At 38.8% G+C, this 20,238-nt stretch carries 17 protein-coding genes; 11 read left to right on the forward strand and 6 right to left on the reverse strand.

The window, feature by feature from the left end; translation table 11 throughout:
• The first annotated feature begins 89 nt into the window (after positions 1-89).
• The 5 genes from map to AC1M9J_RS01425 all read left to right on the forward strand — a co-directional run bounded on the left by map (position 90) and on the right by AC1M9J_RS01425 (position 6,186).
• Positions 90-914, forward strand: a complete 825-nt coding sequence (gene map, locus AC1M9J_RS01405; protein WP_035265682.1) for a type I methionyl aminopeptidase — start codon at positions 90-92, stop codon at positions 912-914.
• A gap of 263 nt (positions 915-1,177) precedes the next feature.
• Positions 1,178-2,266 (forward strand): OmpW/AlkL family protein, encoded by a 1,089-nt coding sequence (locus tag AC1M9J_RS01410; protein WP_081403241.1) that lies wholly within the window; start codon positions 1,178-1,180, stop codon positions 2,264-2,266.
• A 233-nt stretch (positions 2,267-2,499) separates the two neighbouring features.
• Positions 2,500-3,570 carry an OmpW/AlkL family protein gene (locus AC1M9J_RS01415; protein ID WP_035265681.1) on the forward strand — a complete coding sequence of 357 codons (1,071 nt, stop codon included), beginning with the start codon at positions 2,500-2,502 and terminating at the stop codon, positions 3,568-3,570.
• 160 nt (positions 3,571-3,730) lie between these two features.
• On the forward strand, positions 3,731-4,831 hold the full coding sequence (locus AC1M9J_RS01420) for an OmpW/AlkL family protein (RefSeq protein ID WP_481951779.1): 1,101 nt from the start codon (positions 3,731-3,733) through the stop codon (positions 4,829-4,831).
• 140 nt (positions 4,832-4,971) lie between these two features.
• Positions 4,972-6,186 carry an MFS transporter gene (locus tag AC1M9J_RS01425; RefSeq protein WP_481951725.1) on the forward strand — a complete coding sequence of 405 codons (1,215 nt, stop codon included), beginning with the start codon at positions 4,972-4,974 and terminating at the stop codon, positions 6,184-6,186.
• A 128-nt stretch (positions 6,187-6,314) separates the two neighbouring features.
• Here the strand turns inward: AC1M9J_RS01425 and AC1M9J_RS01430 are convergent, their stop codons facing one another.
• On the reverse strand, positions 6,315-7,241 hold the full coding sequence (locus AC1M9J_RS01430) for a LysR substrate-binding domain-containing protein (protein ID WP_481588482.1): 927 nt from the start codon (positions 7,239-7,241) through the stop codon (positions 6,315-6,317).
• A gap of 99 nt (positions 7,242-7,340) precedes the next feature.
• Between AC1M9J_RS01430 and AC1M9J_RS01435 the strand changes: the two genes are divergently transcribed.
• On the forward strand, positions 7,341-8,204 hold the full coding sequence (locus tag AC1M9J_RS01435) for a pirin family protein (protein ID WP_481607065.1): 864 nt from the start codon (positions 7,341-7,343) through the stop codon (positions 8,202-8,204).
• Between the two features lie 124 nt (positions 8,205-8,328).
• A complete protein-coding gene (gene chrA / locus AC1M9J_RS01440; RefSeq protein ID WP_481951726.1) occupies positions 8,329-9,534 on the forward strand; it encodes a chromate efflux transporter in 1,206 nt (401 codons plus the stop codon).
• 72 nt (positions 9,535-9,606) lie between these two features.
• On the opposite strand, the gene sthA is transcribed toward chrA, so the two are convergent.
• Positions 9,607-11,022: a Si-specific NAD(P)(+) transhydrogenase gene (sthA, locus tag AC1M9J_RS01445; protein WP_035265673.1), complete on the reverse strand. Its 1,416-nt coding sequence runs from the start codon at positions 11,020-11,022 to the stop codon at positions 9,607-9,609.
• 210 nt (positions 11,023-11,232) lie between these two features.
• Here sthA and lipA point away from each other — a divergent pair, with 210 nt between their 5' ends.
• From lipA to AC1M9J_RS01465, 4 genes are all read left to right on the forward strand, one after another.
• On the forward strand, positions 11,233-12,246 hold the full coding sequence (gene lipA, locus AC1M9J_RS01450; RefSeq protein WP_481951727.1) for a lipoyl synthase: 1,014 nt from the start codon (positions 11,233-11,235) through the stop codon (positions 12,244-12,246).
• A gap of 282 nt (positions 12,247-12,528) precedes the next feature.
• Positions 12,529-15,003 carry an acyl-CoA dehydrogenase gene (locus tag AC1M9J_RS01455; protein WP_481951728.1) on the forward strand — a complete coding sequence of 825 codons (2,475 nt, stop codon included), beginning with the start codon at positions 12,529-12,531 and terminating at the stop codon, positions 15,001-15,003.
• Positions 15,004-15,261: 258 nt separating this feature from the next.
• Positions 15,262-16,443, forward strand: a complete 1,182-nt coding sequence (locus AC1M9J_RS01460; protein WP_481588487.1) for a thiolase family protein — start codon at positions 15,262-15,264, stop codon at positions 16,441-16,443.
• A gap of 50 nt (positions 16,444-16,493) precedes the next feature.
• Positions 16,494-16,877 (forward strand): carboxymuconolactone decarboxylase family protein, encoded by a 384-nt coding sequence (locus AC1M9J_RS01465; RefSeq protein WP_179998434.1) that lies wholly within the window; start codon positions 16,494-16,496, stop codon positions 16,875-16,877.
• Between the two features lie 71 nt (positions 16,878-16,948).
• On the opposite strand, the gene AC1M9J_RS01470 is transcribed toward AC1M9J_RS01465, so the two are convergent.
• From AC1M9J_RS01470 to rutC, 4 genes are all read right to left on the reverse strand, one after another.
• Positions 16,949-17,815 (reverse strand): NAD(P)-dependent oxidoreductase, encoded by an 867-nt coding sequence (locus tag AC1M9J_RS01470; RefSeq protein ID WP_481951729.1) that lies wholly within the window; start codon positions 17,813-17,815, stop codon positions 16,949-16,951.
• A 13-nt stretch (positions 17,816-17,828) separates the two neighbouring features.
• Positions 17,829-19,199 (reverse strand): pyrimidine utilization transport protein G, encoded by a 1,371-nt coding sequence (rutG, locus tag AC1M9J_RS01475; protein ID WP_481951730.1) that lies wholly within the window; start codon positions 19,197-19,199, stop codon positions 17,829-17,831.
• A gap of 28 nt (positions 19,200-19,227) precedes the next feature.
• Positions 19,228-19,767: an NADH-dependent FMN reductase RutF gene (rutF, locus tag AC1M9J_RS01480; protein WP_481951731.1), complete on the reverse strand. Its 540-nt coding sequence runs from the start codon at positions 19,765-19,767 to the stop codon at positions 19,228-19,230.
• A 70-nt stretch (positions 19,768-19,837) separates the two neighbouring features.
• Complete coding sequence (gene rutC, locus AC1M9J_RS01485) at positions 19,838-20,218, reverse strand: pyrimidine utilization protein C (RefSeq protein WP_481951732.1); 381 nt, start codon at positions 20,216-20,218, stop codon at positions 19,838-19,840.
• Positions 20,219-20,238 lie beyond the last annotated feature (20 nt).

Below are 20,238 nucleotides of genomic sequence, written 5' to 3' on the forward strand. Positions count from 1 at the left end.
AAGTGAATCTATTCACGAAAAGCATTTGATAAATTGGGCGGCTATTTATACCATAGTCACACACAAATTTCCAAAAGTTTTTAAAGATCATGAACAGTACTTATGAAGCACCACGTCGTTTAATTAAATCTGCTGAAGATATCGAAAAGATGCGTGTGGCGGGACGACTAGCGGCAGAAGTTTTGGATATGATCAAACCGCATATCAAGCCTGGTGTGAGTACACTAGAATTGGATACGATTTGTCATGATTATATTGTGAATAAACAAGATGCCATTCCTGCTTGCCTAGGCTATGGTGCTGCGCCTGGCCGTCCTGCATTCCAGCATACGATTTGCACATCAGTAAACCATGTGGTTTGCCACGGTATTCCCTCTGAAAACAAAATCTTAAAGAAAGGTGACATCTTGAATATTGATGTCACAGTGATTAAAGATGGATTTCATGGTGATACCAACATGATGTACATCGTGGGTGGCGAGACTTCTATTCTTGCAGATCGCTTATGCAAAGTTGCACAAGAAGCAATGTATCGTGGTATTGCTACGGTAAAACCTGGTTCGACGATCGGTGATATTGGTCATGCGATTCAAAAATATGTTGAGTCAGAGCGTTTCAGTGTCGTTCGTGAATATTGTGGTCATGGTATTGGCACTGTTTTCCATGATGAACCTCAAGTGCTTCATTACGGTCAACCAAATTCAGGCATGGTTTTAGAAGAAGGTATGACATTTACAATTGAACCAATGGTCAATGCTGGTGTATGGCAAACTAAACTTCTTGGTGATAAATGGACAGTTGTAACGAAAGATCATAAATTATCTGCGCAATATGAACATACTGTTTTAGTCACTAAAACAGGTGTCGAGGTATTAACTGCTCGCCCTGAAGAGGATTTATCCCGATTTCAATAATTTTAGTTAATTAATAAAGTTAAAAAAGTCAGACCAATTTAAATTGATCTGACTTTTTATTTTGCTAAGTCACTCAATAAGAAATAAATTAACAAACAAACCTAACAAATGTTGGATTTTTAAAATTTAAATTCATGATTTTTAAAAATTTTTTATCACAAAAATGAGTAAAAACGCTTTTCAAACTGATTCATTTTATGTTTATATAACGCTTAAAGAATGTAAAACAACAACTAGCAACAAAATCGGACAGGGAGTCCAAAATGACGAAAAAAGCATTCTGGTGCATGGTCGTACCTATTGTTTTTGCATCTACAACTATTTATGCAGAATCATCATTTTTTAATCTGGATGAAACTGAAGGGTTTAAACGATATTCAATTTCAGTCGGACCATTACATGTTATGCCTCAAGGTAAAGCCAAGGCACCTAAAATTCGTACAGCAGTAAAAAATGGTGAAGTTGCAAAAAATGGTGATATTACACTTTCTACAGTTTTTGAGAACTTAGATCCTGATAAAGAAAAAGAAAATCAAAGTATGCAAGCGCTTTTGAAGATCGTTGATGCTTTTAGTGATACTTATCCAGCCAGTCAAAGTGGAACTTCAACTGTAAGCGGCATTGAAAGTTGGAGTATGGATGGTTCTGGAATGACTGCAGATGATGTCACAACACTTGGCATCATGATCAATTACCATTTCAACGATAAGATCTCATTCGAGAGTAAAGCTGGATTCCCCCCAAAAGTAGATATTCAAGGTAAAGGTAAGATTACAGCACCATTTACAGCCGAAGCTAATTCAACACTTTTAGGTATACCTTTACCAACAATCTATCTTAAGAATGATCTGCCAATTACAGATCTTGAAAGTCATGGAAATTCTATTGCGACAGCTCGTGCATGGACCCCAATGTGGGAATTGCAGTACCATTTTGGACAGACTGGGATCAATAAATTTAGACCCTATGTTGGGCTTGGACTTATGGTCGCATACTTCAATGAATTAGAATTGAATCCAAGTCTTGAAAAAGACCTAATTGATTCAGGTCACATGATTGCCAATATGAAAAATGGACGCGGTGGCGATGCATTAATTAAAGGTAAAAAAAGTACAGCAAATCCCAAGGTTAAACTTGAGTCCGAATTGAGTTTTGCGCCAATAGCCACGCTTGGGTTTACTTACGACTTCAATCAGAACTGGTTTGCAGTTGCATCTATTAGTTATGCACATCTAACAGGTAAAACCACAATTGAAGTCAACGATGATAAACTCGGAACATTATTTTCATCGGAAGTTGATTTAGAAGTAAATCCTATCATTGGTTATGCTGGTGTAGGCTATCGCTTCTAAAACACTTGAGGCATATTGAAGCCATACCCCAATATGCCCAACCTATCACAAATAAAGAAAAAATAAGACAATTAACACACACTTTAAAATCCAACTTATATCATATTTTTCAATAATTTAACAATTGTAAATTAGGATAATAAATTTGATTTCAAGTGAACAAACTGCTTTGCATTTAGATGATTTAATGAATATAAAATGAACTAAAAATTGGACATGGAGTCCTTCAAACAATGAAGAAGTTTTTAGTTCCTACATTATTCGCAAGTTCATTCTTATCTACTCTGAGTTATGCGGAGTCAGGATATTTCAGCCTTTCTGATGAGGGGTTTAAGCGTTTTTCAATTTCAGTGGGTGCATTACATGTAATGCCGCAAGGTAAGGCCCAACCTTTTAATGTAAAAACAGTCATAAATGACAATTATGAATCAAAAGTTGGGGATATTAATGCTTCCACGGTAATCGATAACCTTGACCCAGATCGTAAACCAAATTATTTAGTAGAAGGTATTGTTAAATTAATTTCTGCTTTTCAAGGCAATGTCTCAGGGGCTATTAGTGGAAAATCCTATATTAATGGATTAGCTGAATGGGATAATCCGAATACGGGCTTGGAGGCTGATAAAGTTACAACAGTTGGCATCATGAGTAGTTATCACTTTACAGATAATTTGTCTGTGGAAATAAAAGGTGGAATTCCACCTAAAGTGGATATCAAAGGTATTGGAAATATTAAAGCCCCCTTCTCAGCTACTGCAGCACCGTTAGGTGGAATTGCGGGGAACTTAGACCTCAAAAATAATATTCATATTACTAATCTAGAACAATCTTCAAAAGCTGCTGAAGCTAGAGCATGGACCCCTGCTTTTGAATTACAATATCGTTTTGGTGAGACCGGGATTAATAAATTCCGCCCTTACGTTGGCGTTGGATTAATGTACGCTTATTTTAATGAGCTAAAAATGGATCCAGGTATTGAAAAAGATTTAGTCGCCGCTGGGCATATGATCCAAAATATTATTAATCAAAATGCTGGTGCAGCACTCGATAAGAAAGATACCAATGGAAAAATGAAAGTTAATTTAGAAGCAACTGATGTTTTTGCACCTATAGCTACAGTTGGATTCACCTACGACTTTAATGATACATGGTATGCAGTAGCATCTATTAGTTACGCTCACTTGCAGAATGAAACGAAGATCACAGTCGTCAATGAAAATACTGGACAAGAGTTAATCAACTCAAAAGCTGATATCGAGATTAACCCGATATTAGGCTATGCTGGGGTTGGCATGCGTTTCTAACGCATAGAGTAAGAAAAGAGGCAATTGCCTCTTTTTTTTGTAATCAAACAAAAACCAAACATAATTGGCAAATTATTACTACAATGTGTCTAAAAATAAATTTGATAATAAAAATACAAAAATAATCACTCTTTATTTACAGTTTTGGACATGGAGTTCCATAATGAAAAAAAAACTAGCTTACTTAGTTGCATCTATCAGTGCGTTAAGTTTTCCAGTCTTCAGTTATGCAGATTCACCTTATTTTAGTTTGAAAGATGGAGATGGCTTTAAACGTTTTTCTGTATCAGTGGGTGCATTACATGTAATGCCTCAGGGTAAAGCTCAACCGATTAGTATTAACACTGCTGTAGCCGAGGGTGAAAACACTCGCGTAGGTGATATCTCTATGAATTCAGTTATTGATAATTTAACTGAAGAAAATACAGGTTTAGCTGATTTAGTTAAATTTCTTGACAACTCAGGACTTAATCAATTACCTAGCCAGCTAAGCGGTACTGCTGATATCTATAATTTGTCACAGTGGAAAGCTGAAGGTACTGGTTTAGAAGCTGATGATGTCACAACACTCGGTATCATGACCAACTATTTTTTCACCGATAATATTTCATTTGAAATCAAAGCTGGTATTCCACCTAAAGTCGATATCCAAGGTAAAGGTCAAATTTATGCACCTTTTAAAGCTACAGCAAAACCAGAATTAGATCTTATTGAGTCAATCCCTGGTGGTATTGAACTTGGAGAAATGTACTTAGAAAAAAATCTACCAATCACTGATTTATCAGCCCACGGTAAAGTCGCAGAAGCTCGTGCATGGACGCCAGCATTCGAATTCCAATACCATTTTGGTAAAACAGGCGTAAATAAATTTAGACCTTATGTAGGGCTTGGTTTGATGTATGCATACTTCAATGAATTGGAAATGAACTCCAACCTTGAAGCTGATCTAGTCGCTGCAGGTCATAAAATTGCGAACATCAAATTAGGTGAAGCTGGGAAAGCACTTGATGGAATTGAAAGTACTGCGAATCCTAAAGTTAAACTCGAAGCTAAAGATGCTTTCGCCCCTGTAGCTACTGCCGGTTTTACTTATGATTTCAATGATCGTTGGTTTGCAGTCGGGTCAATTTCCTATGCGCATCTTAAAGGTGAAACAACAATTACAGTAAACGATACTGAACTTGGTGAATTAATCAATGCAAAATCAGATATCGAAATTAATCCGATTCTGGGATATGCCGGTATTGGTTATCGATTCTAATTTCCATCAGTCTTCATAAAGCGGCCAAGTGCCGCTTTATTCATTCTAATAACTAAATTTTATTGATTGATAAATTTTTATTCTGTCGTCATGATGCTACTGATCTTTTAAAATTACAAAAAATGCTAAGCGGATTGACCATGTCAGAAACCAAATTTTCAAAACCCCTCATCTTTATGCTCATTGGGAGTGCTTTTATTTTGGCACTCTCCTTAGGTGTCAGACATGGGTTTGGCTTGTATTTAGTTCCAATGAGTCATGAGTTTAATTGGAATCATCAAGTTTTCAGTTTAGCAATTGCCTTTCAAAATTTATTATGGGGTGCTGTTCAACCCTTTACGGGAGCGCTAGCAGATAAATATGGGAGTAAAAAAGTCGTTGCCGTAGGCGGCGCTTTATATGCGATTGGACTTGTGATGATGGCATTTAGCTCAACAGGGCTTCTCATCAATCTTAGTCTAGGTCTAATCATTGGTTTGGCTTTATCAGCTACTTCATTTTCTGTTTTGCTCTCTGCTGTCGGACGTGCAGCGCACCCAAGTCGACGTAGTATGGCTATGGGTATTGCCAGCGCAGCAGGCTCTTTTGGGCAATTTATTATGTTGCCAACCACACTTTTACTCTTACAAAATTTTGGTTGGTCATCGGCGCTACTCATCACAGCGATTTTAATTGCATTAATTGTACCCTTGGCTTGGATGCTAAAAGCTCCAATGTATCAAGCGCCTCAAGCAGTTGATGCGATTGCTAAACCTTCTTTAAGTTTTAAACAAATACTCATTGTTGCTAAAAACCACAAACCTTTTATCTGGTTAGCATTAGGATTTTTAGTTTGTGGATTTCAGGTCGTATTTTTGGGCATTCATTTGCCGGGTTATTTAACTGACCATGGTTTCAGCACCACCACTGGTACTATGTTTTTAGCCTTGGTTGGGCTATTTAATATTGTTGGAACTTACACAGCTGGTTGGCTGGGTGATAAATATTCCAAACCTAAATTGCTCATGTGGTTATATGGACTACGTTGCATTGCCATCATTTTATTCCTCGCATTGCCACTCTCGATCTTTACGATTTATAGTTTTGCCATCATTATGGGGTTGTTATGGTTATCAACCGTTCCCCTTACCAATGGTATTGTTGCGAATATGTTTGGAGTTAAGTATCTCACCATGCTAAGTGGAATTGTATTTTTTACTCACCAAGTCGGTTCATTTTTTGGAGGATGGTTGGGTGGCTTAAATCATGATATGACAGGCAATTACAATATTATTTGGATGATGTGTATTGCGCTCAGTATCTTCGGTGTATTCATTCATTTATTTGTTAATGAGGAGAATGTCGTCAATGACTAATCGCTTCAATTTGCTCAACATCAGCATATTCATCGGAGTCATCCTTCTGCTTAGTCTATCAATTGCTTTGTGGATGAACACTCCTGATTTATTTACATATTTTAACCAAGCTTTTTGCGCACATTAATTTATATAATTTCATGGTTTTGACAGCTCAGTTTTTTAAACTCCTCAATTAAATAATCTAATAAACATCTCACGGCAGGCATCATGCCTTGTCGTGATGTATAGGCAACATGAATAACGCCACGTGGCAACTCCCATTCAGGGACTAATTCTACAAGAGTGCCTTGATTAAGCTCTTCATATACAAACACTCTAGGTAATGATGCTATTCCAACACTGTTCAACACTGCAGATTTCATGGCGGCAAAATTATCAGTTTTGAGTCTTGGAAAGAATTCTATTTCTTGAAACTGATTAACTGTGTCAACTTTAGATTGAAATCTCCAAATCGATTTCGGGACATGAAAACCTATACTCGGAAGTTGTGCAAGGTTATCCAAATGGATAGGCTCATGAATCTGTTGAATTAATTCAGGCGTTGCCACTAACACATGTTGCCAAGCATCAAGCTCTCGTACAATCAAGTCGCTATCTTCAAGTGGTAAATTTCTCACCCTCACAGCCAAATCAATCCCCTCTTCTATGAGATCAATTTTACGATTTGTTGCGACCAGATGAACTTGAACACGTGGGTAATGTTGCATGAATTTAGCAATCATATTACCCAACGGAAACTCAACCAAACCAATTGGACACGAGATTCGAATTAAACCTGAAGGCTCGCTCGACAAACTTTGCTCTACAAAATTTTCTGCCGCCTCCACCTGATCCAAAATCTTAATACAATATTCAAAAAATTCTTGACCAACTGCGGTTACGGCAAACTTTCGTGTATTTCGTTGCAATAATCTTACGTGTAAACGGTTTTCCAAATCTGAAATATGACGAGACAACTTAGATTTTGTAATACCTAAAGCTTCACTTGCCTTAGTAAAACCTTGATATTTAACGACTTGCACAAAATAGTAGTAATCATTTAAATTTTGCATAATTGTTTCATTTTTGGAATTATCTGTTGAGAGAATCGCCCTGTAATCTCATCAATATACCTCAATATCATGATTAGAACGATATATAGAGGAATACAAATGACACAAGTTCAGAAAGTCTATACCAGCGATCGAAGCACATGGGTGGGTGATGGTTTTCCAACAAACTCCATGTTACCCATGCATGAAATAGGAAATCATACCAGCCCATTCTTGGTAATGGGTTATACAGGTCAATATCGATTTTCTCCAAGTCACCACCAACGCGGTGTTGGTTTACACCCCCACCGTGGTTTTGAAACGGTGACGATTGTCTATGACGGCGAATTAGAGCATCGTGACTCAAAAGGCAATCATGGAAAAATTGGTCCAAACGAAGTGCAATGGATGACCGCAGGTAAAGGTATTCTGCATGAAGAACACCATTCGGAAGCTTTTGCAAAAACTGGCGGAGTTTTGGATATGGTTCAACTTTGGGTAAATCTACCAGAGCATGCCAAGATGACTGAGCCGAGATATCAGGAATTGACTGAGCAAAATATTCCTGAAGTTTTATCTCACGATGAGCAAACCAAGATTCGTGTTATTGCTGGTCAATATCAAATCGGCTCAACTGTTTATCAAGGACCAGCTCAAACATTTAGCAACATGAATGTTTATGACATTAGACTTAATCATGGAGCACGCCTTCCATTAAATCTTATGCCAAACTGGAATCATCTGATTTTCATCCTTGATGGAGAAGTTGAGATTGATGGTCAGATCTATACAGCCATGCAAACGCTTTATCTTGACCCAAAATCAACACAGGTCGAAATATTTGCTCATCGTACGGCGAAAATTCTTTGCTTAAGTGGTGAACCATTGAATGAACCCATTGTTGCCCACGGTCCTTTCGTCATGAATACTCAGGAAGAAATCGTGCAAGCATTTGATGATTTCAGAAATGGAAATTTTGCTTAATTTAACATCCACAAGCCTTATCATTTTCAAGATAAGGCTTACCCCTCATCACTCCTTCATTCATTTCAAATACTTGTCATAATCGCCTATTAGACTTAGTTCAAAAACATCGTACGATTAATAAATGAAATCAGATAATTTTCCTAAAGTTAGCTTATCAGCACTATTTTTTATTTTTCTTAAATTAGGATGTATTTCATTTGGCGGTCCTGCAGCGCATTTAGTGTTATTTCATCGCACTTTTGTTGATCAACTCAAATGGTTAAGCTCTCATGAATATGGACAATTGGTCGCATTAGCGCAATTGTTGCCAGGTCCGACCAGTAGTCAAGTGGGGTTATCGATAGGATATTTATCCAAAGGATATTGGGGGGGCTTTATTGCTTGGTTAGGATTTACATTACCTGCCTTCATTCTAATGACTTCATTTGCTATTTTTGGTCAATATTTTTTTTCCGATATACCTCTCGAACTCTTTCACGTCATCCATTTGATTGTAATAGCCGTCGTCATTTGGGCTTTTTTACAAATGTTCAAAAGCTTCTGTACTGAAATTTGGCAGTATGTCCTGATGCTGAGTTCTGCTTTTTTTATTTATTTTACACAGTGGAGCTATAGTCAAATTTTCTTAATTTTAGTGGCTGGATTCATTGGCTTAGCTTTTACAAAAAAAGGAAAATCTCAGCCATCACCGTACATCAAAACCACTCAGACATCTCCAAAATATCATTATCTCTGGCTCATCCTGTTTGTCGCTTTATTTATTATTTTTCCTGCGTTGCAATTTATCTATTCATCAAGCTTGCTTAGCAATCTAGAAAGCTTTTATCACACTGCTTCAATGGTTTTTGGAGGCGGTCATATCATCCTGCCACTCATGTATGAAGATTTTGTGCTTACTCAACACATCACTGCGGAACAATTTGACTTAGGCTATGCATTTGCTCAACTTATTCCAGGCCCTTTATTTAGTTTTGCAGGATACGTTGGCACATATTTAGGATTTACCGCATCGCCTTTACTTAACGCTGCAATTGCAACCAGTATAATTTTCCTGCCCTCATTTCTGCTTATTTTCGGCACGCTCCCTTATTGGTCAAAATGGGTCAAAAACAAAAAGATTGCAGCAGCCGTCGCTGCTATTAATGCAGCGGTCATCGGATTATTACTCTGTTTAATTGCTCAAATGGCTGAAAAACATCTACACTCAATTTATGATTTTATTTTTATCGGCATTGTCATTCTTTTACTGAGATCAAAAATTCCTGTCATCATCTCTTTATTAGCGAGCTTTGTTAGCTATGGAGCTTTATTGTATTTTTTAATTTAAAGATCAAACTTAAATGAAAAAATAAAAAAACTCGCAAGTCTGAACTTGCGAGTTTATTGTCATCACTTTGCCTTAGAACAAGCGATTCATCCCGTTTAACGTTGCTACGCGATAAGCTTCAGCCATCGTTGGGTAGTTAAACGTTGTCTCAACAAAATACTTGATCGTGTTGTTCGGGCTATTCATCACGGCTTGACCAATATGAATAATTTCAGAAGCATTATTACCGAAGCAATGCACACCTAAAATTTCTAAGGTTTCGCGATGGAATAAAATCTTTAACTCACCCACTGTATCTCCCGTGATTTGTGCACGAGCAAGGTGACGGAAAGACGCCTGACCAACTTCATAAGGAATTTTTTCTTCCGTTAATTCCTGCTCAGTTTTACCAATTGATGAAATCTCTGGAATGGTATAAATGCCAGTAGGAATATCAACTACGGGTTGGATACCTTGTTCACCACTCATAATCGCGCCAGCACAACGACCTTGGTCATATGCAGCTGAAGCTAGAGACGGCCAACCAATTACATCACCCGCAGCATAAATATTTTCAACTTCAGTTTGATACTGCTCGTTCACTGATAGTTGTCCGCGGCTGTTTGGTTTGATGCCAACATTTTCCAAGCCAAGACCATCTGTATTACCAGATCGACCATTACACCATAGAATTGCATCAGCTTTAATTTTCTTGCCACTTTCAAGATGCAACACCACATGATCATCAAATGTTTCTAAGTGATCAATCTGCTCATTGTGGCGAATCAATACACCTTGTTCACGTAAGTGATATGACAATGCATCAGCAATTTCGTCATCTAAATAGCTCAGTAATTTATGCTGAGTATTAATCAAATCAACTTTGTGATCTAAGCCAATAAAGATAGATGCATATTCACAGCCAATGACACCAGCGCCATAAATAATGATTTTTTGAATTGAAAAATCTAGATCTAAGATTTTGTCAGAATCAAACACACGTGGGTGATTGAAATCTAAAATTGAAGGACGATATGGACGACTACCCGTCGCAATCACCAACTGTTTAAAAATAATCGTTTCTTTCACACCTTCAGGCGTGAAAATCACCACCGTATTTTGATCTTGGATATAAGCACGACCGTGGAAAATATCAATGCGGTTACGGTCGTAAAAACGCGAGTGTGTATCCACTTGCTGTTGGATCACTTTATGCGCATTACGAAGCACTTGCTTCATGGTGAATTGTTTCCAATCACCCACTTTTTGGAACATTGGATCACGTTGATAACGGATAATGCTAGAAACCGTTTGACGTAAAGCTTTACTTGGAATGGTTCCTACATGAGTACAGTTACCACCAAGTTGTTCACGCATATCAACTACTGCAACGCGCTTGCCTGATTTGGCAAGTTTCATTGCCGCACCTTCACCAGCAGGGCCTGAACCTAAAACGACTGCATCATATTTGACAAAGGTTCCACTCACGACCTCTTTCTTACGCGGCATTCAATGCTCCTATACAATTATCTCTTCATTTATCTGACTTATATTATGACTGAAAATGCGCACATTTGCTGTATTTCAATACCATATATTGCTTGATAGCCACATTTATTTTATGAATATCGTTTTTGCCCAATTTATGCATAAATTCGCTATAATAAGAGACCTATTTTTAATATTTCCTCCCGTCACACATTAGTGGAATCGTTGAATATGTCAGAAAACCGTAAACCAGTACAGGGTGAAAAACTTCGTGGCGCTGAGAAAGTTGCACGTATTCCTGTAAAAGTGATTCCTACGGTTGAAGCACCTCGTAAACCAGACTGGATTCGCGTCAAAATGGCTGCACCAGAAGAGGTTCAACGCATTAAATCAACTTTACGTGAACAAAAATTACATACAGTATGTGAAGAAGCTGCATGTCCAAACCTTCCTGAATGTTTTGGTGGTGGTACAGCAACTTTCATGATTATGGGTGACATTTGTACACGTCGTTGCCCATTTTGTGATGTGGCACATGGTCGTCCGAATGCATTAGACCCAGATGAACCACGCCACATGGCTGAGACAATTGCAAACTTAGGTTTGAAATACGCTGTTATAACATCTGTAGACCGTGATGATCTACTCGATGGTGGAGCGCAACACTTTGTTGATTGTATTAAAGAAGCGCGTGCTTTAAGTCCTAATACATTATTGGAAATTTTAGTACCTGATTTCCGTGGTCGTTTGGATGTTGCATTACGCATCATGACGGAATGTCCTCCAGATGTGTTTAACCACAACATTGAAACCGTACCACGTTTATACAAAGCAATGCGTCCAGGTTCAGACTATCAACATTCCTTAAACCTTCTTAAAATGTTTAAAGAATACTGCCCAGATATTCCAACTAAATGTGGCTTGATGGTAGGTATTGGCGAAACTGAAGAAGAAGTTCTCGCACTTCTTGATGACCTTAAAGCACACGATGTTGACTACGTAACAATTGGTCAATATTTACAACCATCGAAAGAACATGCACCAATTGATCGCTTCGTCACACCTGAAGAGTTCGAACGCTATACAGCACATGGGCAAAAATTAGGCTTTAAAAATATTTGGGCTGCACCAATGGTACGTTCAAGTTATTTTGCTGATCGTCAATACTATGGCGAACCAGTACCAGCAGTTCGTCGTAAAGCTGATCCTGCAAAGAAAATTACTGTTCAAACAATCGAAGCATAATTCTTCTTACTTTAAAGCCCTCGTATGAGGGCTTTTTTGTTTGTGGTTTTTATAATTCTCAATTACTTATTGACACATTTCTTATCTCTCTTCAGCTTGAATTTTGAATATTTTTCAAACAATCTTATCCAATATAAGTATTAATATGCGTCCGTTTTAGAACTCAACGCTTTCGTTTCACATTTCATGATCCAATATCGCTGTAGATCTGATGTTTGTGCTTTGATTAAATTTACTGTGGGTATTGGCTCCATGACCAAATCATAAATGGAGCAGTTCATAATGTTTTTTATACTCAGTTTAATTATTCTATTTATAACACTCTGGGCTATTTTTTATTTCGAATTCTCAAGAACTTCTGGGGCTATCGCACTCACAGTCGTATCTATTTTAGTTGCGTTGATCAGCCCTTGGTCGCTGATACTCGGTATTCCTTTTATCCTAATTTCATTGATTGTCAGTATTGATACGTTAAGGATGAAATTTATTACACAACCTGCCTATAAAGCTCTAGCCAATGCAATGCCAACAATGAGTAGTACCGAGCGTGAAGCATTAGATGCAGGAACCAGTTGGTGGGAAAAAGAATTATTTATGGGGGCACCAGACTGGAAGAAATTTGATCAGTATCCGTACCCCACACTGTCTGAAGAAGAACAATCATTTATCGATCATGAAGTCGAACAGCTCTGCCAGATGCTGGATGAATGGGATATTCACCATCATCGTAAAGACCTCCCTGAAGAAGTCTGGTCATTTATCAAATCCAAAGGTTTTCTGGGTTTAATTATCCCTAAAGAATACGGCGGTAAACAATTCAGCTCATTTGCGCAAAGCCGTATCATGAGTAAGATTGCCTCGCGCTCACTTACCACTGCTGTCAGTTGTATGGTGCCTAACTCTTTAGGTCCAGGAGAATTACTCTTACACTACGGTACTGAAGATCAAAAGAATCGTTATTTACCAGGTTTAGCAAAAGGTGAAGAAATTCCTTGTTTTGGTTTAACAAGCCCTGAAGCAGGTTCAGATGCAGGTGCAATTCCTGACACAGGTGTGGTTTGTTATGGTCAATTTGAAGGACAAGAAGTTCTTGGCCTAAAAATGAATTTTTCCAAACGTTGGATTACACTTGCCCCTGTTGCTACGGTGGTCGGTTTAGCTTTCAAATTATATGACCCTGAAGGTTTACTAGGTGATAAAAACAAAACTGAATACGGAATCACCTGTGCCCTATTACCAGCTGATCATGAAGGTGTGATTGTAGGAGCACGCCATAATCCAGGTTCACCATTTATGAATGGTACCGTGGATGGTAAAGATGTCTTCATTCCGCTGGATTGGATTATTGGTGGTGTAGAAAATGCAGGTAAAGGCTGGCGTATGCTGATGGAATGTCTGGCAGTTGGCCGCGGTATTTCTCTTCCAGCACTATCAACAGCTGCAGGTGAAATGTGTTATTTAAATGTCGGCGCCTTTGCGCGTGTCCGTCAACAATTCAAAATTTCAGTCGGTAAATTCGAAGGTGTTCAAGAGGTTTCAAGTGATATCGCTAGCGATACCTATATGCTTGAAGCATTCCGTTACCTAGTGACTTGTGGCCTAAACCAAGGGGGTAAACCTGCAGTCATGACTGCAATGGCAAAATACTACGCAACTGAGACCATGCGTAAGATTGTTAATCATAGTATGGACATTGTGGGCGGGCGTGCTATTCAAATGGGTCCTCGTAACTTCTTGGCGCTCATGTACCAAGCGATCCCTGTTTCGATTACTGTTGAGGGTGCCAATATTCTGAGTCGTTCACTGATGATTTTTGGTCAAGGTTCGATGCGTTGTCATCCCTATTTATTTGAAGAATTACAACTTTTACAAGCCGAAAATAAAGATGCAGCATTAAAAGAGTTTAATGAAATTCTTTATAAGCATTTGGGTTATACATTCAATCGAACCGCTAAATCATTTGCTTATGGTTTTATAGGCGGATCAACAGAAGGCTCAGCAAAGGCTGATGATTTCAGTCGCCCTTACTACAAAACCATTAATCGTTTGAGTGCTAATTTTGCCTTAGTCGCAGATATGTGCTTAGGCCTCCTCGCAGGTGATATCAAACGCAAAGAAATGCTGTCTGGACGATTAGCAGATATGCATTCACACTTATTTATTGCGACTGCAATTCTTAAATTTTATGAAAATGGTCAACGTACTGAATCTGAACAACTGCATGCTAAACTCGCACTTGAGAAAGCATTATATGCATCTCAAGAAGCGTTCTATGGCCTTTTTGATAACTTCCCTGTAAAAATCGCGGCAAGCTTAGTCAAACTCATTTGTTTCCCTTTTGGTCGTCCTATTACTCAACCATCGGATGCCTTGAAACTTAAATTAGGTGAACTAATTCTTCAGGAAAATGCTTTCCGCGATGAATTAAAAAAACATGTCTTCTATAGTACTGATCCCGATGATGTCAATGGGCGTATGGAGTCTACATTCCAAATGTTGCTTCAAATTGAGGATTTATGGAATAAGTTTAAAAAGGCTGAATCCAAAGGCCAATTTACAGGTCTGACTTTTGAAGAGCACATTGAGTCTGCTCTTAATGACAAGTTCATCACTCAGGCTGAAGCAGATCAGTTACTTACGTATAACGCTAAACGTTTTGACAGTATGTTGACCGATGTTTTCGATACTGAACTTAACCAGAGTTTAGAACTTGAGAACCCTCACGCTCAGGTGTTGTCAAAATCTACACAATACTAGTCACTCAATTGCTTCTGAAAAAACGATCCTAAAGGGTCGTTTTTTATTTTTCATTCCACTTTTTATATTTCATTCCACTATGGTGTTATAGAAAACAACATCAAAATAAGCGAAATTAAATGAAAACAAAATAATGAATCTTTATTCATTTTTTATGATAATGTGATTACAACTAATAAAATAGCTGTCATTAAATTTTGAACATATGAAATTGACACGCATTTGAATCATATAAACTACAGGACAAGGATCAACGCTATGAGTCAAGAAATCGTATTAGTTGCAGGTAGCCGTACCGCTATGGGTAGCTTTCAGGGAGGACTTTCAAGCTTAACAGCCCCGCAACTTGGTGCTGAAGTCATTAAAGCCGTACTTGACCAATCTAAGCTTGCTGCAGACCAATTAGATGAAGTGATTATGGGCTGTGTTTTACCTGCGGGATTAAAACAAGGTCCTGCTCGTCAAGCGATGCGAATTGCAGGTGTACCAGATCATGTAGGTGCAACAACGATCAATAAAATCTGTGGGTCTGGCATGAAAGCCGTGATGCAAGCTGCAGATGCCATTAAAGCTGGCTCGGCAAATATTATTGTCGCTGGCGGAATGGAATCCATGTCGAATGCACCTTATCTCATGGACAAAGCACGCGCAGGTTACCGTATGGGACATGGCAAAGTGATTGATCACATGTTCCAAGAAGGTTTGGAAGATGCTGAAACTGGCTATTCAATGGGTATTCTTGCTCAAGAAATGGCAGATAAGAAAAACTACACACGTGAACAACAAGACGATTTCGCGATTCGCTCCTTAACTCGTGCTCAGAATGCGATTCAAAATAATTATTTCAAAGATGAAATCACCCCCGTTACAGTAAGTTCACGTAAAGGCGATGTCATCGTTGCCCAAGATGAAAATCCATTTACAGCAAAAATTGATAAAATTCCTACGCTACGCCCAGCATTTGCTAAAGACGGTACAATTACTGCAGCCAATGCCAGTTCAATTAGTGATGGTGCATCAGCATTTTTAGTGACTTCTGCTGAACTCGCAACAGCAAAGGGACTTTCAACTTTAGCAACGATTAAAGCTTACGCAACGCACTCTCAACACCCATCAGAATTTACCATCGCACCTGTTGGTGCAATAGAAAAAGTATTAAACAAAGCGGGCTGGACTGTTGAAGACGTGGATTTGTGGGAAATTAATGAAGCGTTTGCGATGGTGACCATGGCAGCGATCGATGCTTTTCATTTAGATCCTGAAAAAGTGAATATCCACGGTGGAGCTTGTGCACTCGGACATCCATTGGGGTCATCAGGTTCACGAATTATTTTGACTCTCATCCATGCATTAAAACGCTTAGGTAAAACAAAAGGTGTTGCCGCACTTTGCATTGGTGGTGGAGAAGCAACTGCGATTGCGATTGAAATCCCAGCTTAATATTTATGCTATAGCGCATCTCAAGATGCGCTTTTTTTATGAGGAAAAAAATGTCAAAACAAGATTATGAAAATGGTTTAAAAGTTCGTACAGAAGTGATGGGAGAAACTTTTGTCAAACGTGCACAAGACAATACAGTTCCATTTACTCAACCACTTCAAGATTGGATTAATGAGCATGCCTGGGGTTCAACTTGGCAACGTGAAGGCGTTTTACCACGCAAGTATCGTTCGTTAATCACGATTGCATTTTTAACAGCCCAAAAAAGCCCAACAGAACTTAAAGGTCATGTACGTGGTGCTTTAAATAACGGCGCAACTGTTGAGGAAATCCAAGAGGTTCTTTTGCACAGCTTGCCGTACTGTGGTGCTCCAGCTACACAAGAAGCATTTAGAGCCGCGTTAGAAGTCATTAATGAATATCAACAAAGCTAATCTCATTGAGCATTCATAGATAAACCGCTTAATCTACATTAAGCGGTATTTAAGGTATTTGGACGCTAGATTTAACTTAATTCAATTTTAGATTGATGTTCAAGCACCTGAACCACAGCTGAAAAATCAGAATCTTGAGCTTTCACTTTTTCAATTTGCATATACTGATTTTGTATAAGTTGCATCGCTGGCAAATTCAACGCTTGCTCTTGAATTAGATCAGTCGCAATTCCTATATCCTTTTGTAAAAGATCTAACGCAAAGGTTTTTGGAAACGCACGACTCAGAACACGTTGCGCCATAATATTTTCAGACATTGAACTTTTACCACTAGAATGATTAATACAATTCAATGCACTATTCAAATCTACTCCTTTTGACTTTAATACCGTCAATCCTTCTGCGAGTGCCCATAGATGGGTTGCCATCAACGTGTTATTCACTGCTTTAACAGCAAATCCAGAACCACTCTCCCCGACATATTCAATTAATCCTGCAAATGCCTGAATAATCGGTTTTGCACGCTTATAAGCATCGACATCACCCCCAACCATTACCGTCAATGTCCCTTTTTCAGCGCCTATAGTTTGCCCAGAAACGGGGGCATCTAAATATTCAACACCATTAAATTTCAACTGATTTGCAAGTTTTAAAGCACTTACAGGTACACCACTGGTACAGTCGATCCATACGCTCCCCTTGACCGGAGGATTTTGAGCAATAAGCTGTTCGACATCTGCACTGGTGGGTAAGCAACTGAAAATAAAATCTGCTTTCACTGCTTGATCGACAGAGGTCGCTTTAGTACCAAATGTTTGTGCATGTGCTTCTGCTTTTTCAAAATTACGGTTCCAAACTAAAACTTCAAATCCTAGTTTTGGTAAATGGCTCGCCATGTGCCATCCCATAGCACCTAAACCGATAAATGCAATTTTCATTTTTAATTTCACCTTAAATTTGAGTGTTAGGGAGTGCCATTGCTTCTGCTGAATGCGGTTCGTTTTCGAGCTCTACTGTTTGCGCATTCTTATCTTCTCGATTTAAGAAAAGATTCAATAAAATAGCCGCTAATGTTGCAGTCCCTATTCCACCCAAATCAAAATTACCAATTTGTAAACTATAATTGCCTGTTCCCATAATTAAGGTGACAGCAGCAATCAACAGAGTACTGTTTTTGGTAAAATCTACGCGGTTGTCCACCCAAATTTTAGCACCGGCCACTGTAATCAGACCAAAAACAACAATCGAAGCTCCCCCTAATAATGCGACAGGAATCGTACTAATAACCGCGCCAAATTTTGGTGATAGACCTAGCAAAATTGCAAATACACCAGCAAATAAAAATATGGTGGTCGCATAAATTTTGGTTACCGCCATCACACCAATGTTCTCAGCATATGTTGTCATTCCTGTTCCACCAACTGATGCAGACAAGGTCGTACATACACCATCTGCAAAGAAACCTCGTCCCATATATGGTGAAAGACTACGTCCAGTCATTGCAGATACCGCTTTGAAATGTCCTAGATTCTCTGCAACTAAGATGATCGCTACAGGAGCAATAAGCAGCATGGCATTAAATTCAAACACTGGCGCATGAAAAGTAGGTAAACCGAACCAAGCTGCCTCACTGACTTTAGTAAAATCGATCGCTGTGCCAAAACCCAAAACATTAGTGAGTAAAAAATAAATAAAGTAAGAAGCCACTAAGCCAATGAGCAATAACAATCTACGGATCATGCCCTTAGTAAATACGGCGATTACACTAATACAAATAATCGTGATTAGAGCCATCCATGAATCAAACTGATTAGCAGAGACACTTTTGATCGCCACTGGCGCTAAATGCAAACCAATGATCATCACAATTGCTCCAGTCACAATTGGTGGCATCAATTTTTCAATCCATGCTGTGCCAGTTTTCATCACGATCAAACCGATCAAGGCGTACAAAATACCGCATGCAATGGTACCGCCAAGTGCTAAGCCTAAGTTTGGATTTAAGCCAACACCGGTATAACCAGTGACTGCAATGACTGCTCCAATGAAAGCGAAGCTCGAACCTAAATAGCTCGGCATACGCCCCCCAGTCATTAGGAAAAATAATATTGTCCCAATACCCGTAATAAACATTGTAAGATTCGGATCGAAACCCATCAGTAAAGGGGCAAGTACTGTTGCTCCAAACATTGCAAATGCATGCTGCAGCCCCAATACCATACTTTTAACTGGCGGCAAGTACTCATCTACTTGAACTGCGGTCGTGTCTAGATTTCCTTGGAAAGGTTTAAATTTTGGAAACCATGTTTCTTTTGTGCTCATCGACCTTCTCCTGATCAAGCATGCTGTTTTAGACCATTGGAACTGGCTCGCAATATGCGCGGTTAAAATACATGAGGGCTTTTTCACCTGCTTGCTGTTTCATCCCCTTTACTTGGCAGAACAAAACATCATGACTACCCACCGATAAACTTTGTACGACTTCACAATCAAAACTTACTAGTGCACCTTCTAAAATAGGTGCACCTGTGACTAATGTTGACCAGCCCCCCTTTTCGAAACGTTCTGCCATTGGAGTTTTACCCCCAAACACATTCGATAAATGCTTTTGACTACTACTTAAAGTATTGACACACAAAACCTGATTACTTTTAAATGTTTCAAATACTGATGCTGATCGATTTAGACATACCAGCAATGTTGGTGGCGTATCTGTCACACTACATACAGCTGAAGCTGTGAAGCCAGCTTTTCCTGCTAGACCAGCTGTAGTAATGACATTGACAGCTGCACCTAAATTCGACATTCCTTGTCTAAAAACCTGTTGGTCAATGTTGAGTGTGGCACTCACTGCCTCGGGTAAATTGATTGATTTCACATTTGCATTCATAGTGTTCTCCATCCCTCGTCTCCTAAGCAGTCAGTGAGGGACTCATAATAGGGTGATGAAAGCTTTCAAATTAAACATGAGCAATCGAAGCAATTTCGATGAGTGCATCAGGTTTGACTAATCCTGTTTGAACACAGTAACGAGCTGGCTCTGCATTCGGAAAATATTCGGCATATACTTCATTCATTGCAGCGTAGTTTGCCCAATCTGTCAGAAAAATATGGTTGAAAGTAATGTCCGACATTGTCCCGCCAGCAGTTTCGATGACCTTCTTTATTGTTTCAAGGACATGGCGTGTCTGTGCTGCTACGTCTCCAACATGAACTACATTGTTGTTTTCATCAAAAGGCAAAGTGCCTGAAACATAGACAATGTTGTCTCCTTTAGTTGCTGGCGAATACGGTGCGAGTGGTTTACCTGAACCCACTGGAATAATGACTTCTTTTGACATGACTTATTTCCTAATTTTAG

Source organism: Acinetobacter sp. ANC_7588, from assembly GCF_056783995.1.